The sequence below is a fragment of the Eggerthella sp. genome (assembly GCF_048329335.1).
GTDB classification, from domain to species: domain Bacteria; phylum Actinomycetota; class Coriobacteriia; order Coriobacteriales; family Eggerthellaceae; genus Eggerthella; species Eggerthella lenta.
Map to the genome: position 1 here is coordinate 1 of NZ_DBFEGU010000298.1, position 3,168 is coordinate 3,168.

Annotated in this window: 4 protein-coding genes; all 4 read right to left on the bottom strand. The window is 65.4% G+C overall.

The genetic code is table 11. From position 1 onward, the window contains the following. Positions 1-633: hypothetical protein (locus tag ACMO6A_RS09455; protein WP_418471151.1), on the bottom strand; the 633-nt coding region annotated here is incomplete at its 3' end. A 1-nt stretch (position 634) separates the two neighbouring features. After that, positions 635-1,750, bottom strand: a complete 1,116-nt coding sequence (locus ACMO6A_RS09460; RefSeq protein WP_418471152.1) for a hypothetical protein — start codon at positions 1,748-1,750, stop codon at positions 635-637. Positions 1,751-1,756: 6 nt separating this feature from the next. After that, positions 1,757-2,533, bottom strand: a complete 777-nt coding sequence (locus tag ACMO6A_RS09465) for a hypothetical protein (protein WP_418471154.1) — start codon at positions 2,531-2,533, stop codon at positions 1,757-1,759. Between the two features lie 8 nt (positions 2,534-2,541). Next, positions 2,542-3,168, bottom strand: a 627-nt coding sequence (locus ACMO6A_RS09470; protein WP_418471155.1) for a hypothetical protein, incomplete at its 5' end; no start/stop codon positions are given.

The following is a 3,168-nucleotide window of genomic DNA, read 5'->3' on the forward strand; positions in this document are numbered from 1 at the left end:
ACGCGTCAGATCCGTGATGGGGGCGTCCAACGGCTCGCCCTGGTCCTCGCGCACCGACGCCTCGATGGACTCCGCGAGCAGCGCGTGCCCGTCGTCGTTCGGCAGCCTTCCCGACGAGCACAACGCTGGGTCGCTGCCGCACACCTTCCACAGTCCGTCGCACACGAGCGCGCCCGCGTCCCCGGCGCCCAGGCGGATCGCGGTCCACACGAGCTCCATGCGTTCGAGCGCGGCGTCGTCCAATCCGGTCAGGCAGCCGGGGGCGACGCCGGCCACCACGCGGGCCCCGGGCCATGCCTTCGCCGCCGCACGGACGGCGGCGGCCGTGGCGGAGCGCATGCTGCCGAGCGAATCGTAGGAGTCCGTGATGCCGGCCATGAGGAACACGTACGCCACGCCGGCCAAACCGAGCTTCGAGGCCGCGTCGACCTGCGAGCCGACGTCCGGCTCCGTGGCGAACCCCACGCCCATGGCGGCGTGGTTCTCCTCCACGAGTCCGAGCGCCTTGCTCGTGAGAGCGGAATACCGGTGCGCCGCGTCGGACGCGCCGCCGCCCGCGCACGTGCCGTCGCCCAGCCACAGCGCGGTCCCTTGGGACGCGTCCGTCGAGACGTCCGCTTCATCATCGGACATGTCAGCTCCTTTCCTGAGCTTCGACCGTCACCCAGTCGGAATCCGACGTGCCCGACACGTCGGTGATGGTGACGTGCAGCGTGGACGCTCCGATGAAGTCGTCGGAGACCGTCACGTCGATGTTGTCGCCCACGTGTGGCGCTCTCTCCTCGCCCACGCGGAATTCGAAGGTCTCCGCTGGGAAGGCGTGTCTGCGCAGGTCGGACACGGCGTGTGACTGCAGTGTTTTCATGCTCGATACGGTCGTGTGCTCCGTGTCGACGGATTGCATGAACATGCATCCGCGTTTCTGTGGCAGTTCCGTGCTTCTGCGGCACATGAGCGTTTTGTCGTTGTCCTTGCCGCCGGTGAGCCAGACTTGCGAGGTGAGGTCGGCTCCGTCGTCGGTGAGGGAATCGAGGATGATCCGGCTGTCCGGGATGACGGCGTTCCATCGGTCTGTCGCTGCCCGGTCGGCCAGCGTCTGGTCGGTCGCGGTGAAGTCGAATGTGATGGATCCGTCGTCCCTGATGCGAGGGGCGAAGCGTATCTCGATGCCATTCTCGAGGTTGGTCAGGTCGGTGAGCCGGTCGGCGACGGTGGCCAGATCCCACGCGTAGTAGGTGCGGGTCAGGCTGCCCTTGCGGACGAATCCGGGCAGGGTGATCGGCAGCATGCCCCACTGCAGGGCCTCGTCGACCAGCTGGCAGGCGATGTCCCTGTAGTACGGGCCGCGCAGGGTGAGCGCGAGGTCGCCGGCTGGCTTCTGCTCGTCCACGACGACGCTGTGGTCGCGCCAGGACGCCGCGAGCTGTCGGCCGATGACAAGGCGTTTCGTCAGGAGAGTGAGACCGCCGCCTACGGTCAGGGTGACTTTGCGGTCGGAAGCCGCCCATTCGACATACGTCAGCGGTCCGGCGTGAGCTGGCCCTTGTGCCGGCAGGTAGGCGATGATGACGCGCCATGGCTGCAGCAGTCCCCGGGCCCCCATATCGCGCAGCACGTCGGTCATCGCGAGTTCGGCGCTCATGCCGCCCTCGCGGTTGCGGGATTCCTGCCACGAGCACAAGGTGAACGGCAGGCGCGTCACATGTTTGCCGGTGGTGATGTCGTACACGTGCATTTCGGCGGCTTCCATGCTTCCTCACTTCCATGCCGGCCGCAGCAACACCACGGCCTTCGCGTCGATGTTTCCGGTCTCGACCGTCAGACGTTGCGTGCCTGGCGGTATCGGGAACGCGTGGTCGTCCGTGACGGTGCCGCGGCTTGGGACCATGTCGCGGAAGTCGAGGTCGAGGCCGTCCTTCTCGTCCCCCTGCCAGACGACCAGGCCATCCACGCCGGCGGCGGAGGGCCGGATCTTGAGCGTCTTCACCGGCCCGTCGATCCTGACCCGCGGCCATGTCGGCGCGTTGCCGCCGTTCACAACCAGGCACGTGGACGAGGATGCCTGGAACGACTGTTCCGGCCCGTATTTGAGAGGGTCCGGGCAGGTGACGATCAGTGTCACGTCCGTGACGCCGAGATCGCTCGACCAGCTCATCTGGCTCGAGAGATAGCAGTCGGATTGCCGTCGCCCGAGCGCGTCCTCCACCTGGAGGGTAAGGCGTTGGCCGACCATCGCGTTGAGCCGGTCGTTGAGCAACGCCAGTTCGAGCGAGCTTGACCCGTCGTGCTGCACGACACGGCCGCGGATTGTGACCACGCGCGGTTTCAACGTCATTCTGGACGGCCAGTAGGCGCCGTCCGCCTGCGGACGATCGGTCGGCGATTCCCGTACCTCGGCCGCCGTATACCAGCCGTCCGTCGAGTTTCTTGCCAGCGTGACCTCAAACGGATCATGCAACGTGGCTAAGCGGTTCTGCGGACTGCCATCCACGAATACGACGGGTTCCAGACCACTGTCCAGCGGAGGCGTCAAAGCGATCCTCACTGCCTCACCCCCAGCTCTCGTCGGATGATCTCCACCGTCTCACGTGCCACGACCTCCGGGCTCTTCGACCCTGCAACGTTGACCGTGACATTGGTCACCGATGGCTGCATGGCCTGACCCTGGGGGACGGTCTGCGCGGCGGGAACCTTCGAGAACACCTCGCGTGGGATGGCTCTTCGGTTCAGCGCGTCCATGAAGTCGACGCCGTAATAGCTGGTGGCGAGTGCGTTTTCGACGTATTCGCCTCGTGCGATGCGGCCGTTGTCGAGGTAGACGCTGTCGCTGGTCGCGGTGCCTGGCGCCCATTTCGGGTCGACGTAGCCGTTGAAGGCGTAGCCTCCGTTGGCGTATCTGAATTGGTTGCCGTCGTAGAGGCCGCCGGTGGCTCCTGTCGGGATGTTGCCTGTGGCGTTTTTCGGACGGTATCCGCTGGATGAGTATGTGCCCCCTGATTCGTCGACGTAGCTTCCGTGGATTTGGAAGTATTTGTCGGCGATCTGGTAGTTGCTCAGGTTGGCGAGCACGCTCATGGCGGGTGAGCCGTCGGCAGCGACGATGAATCCTTTGTCGTTGAGTTTCCATCCTTGTGTTTGAAGAAATTTGTTCATCGCGTCGGAGTTGTC

Bases quoted from the DNA above. Each gene is read 5' to 3' on its own strand.
- ACMO6A_RS09460 (WP_418471152.1), bottom strand. From the start codon at position 1,750: ATGGAAGCCGCCGAAATGCACGTGTACGACATCACCACCGGCAAACAT.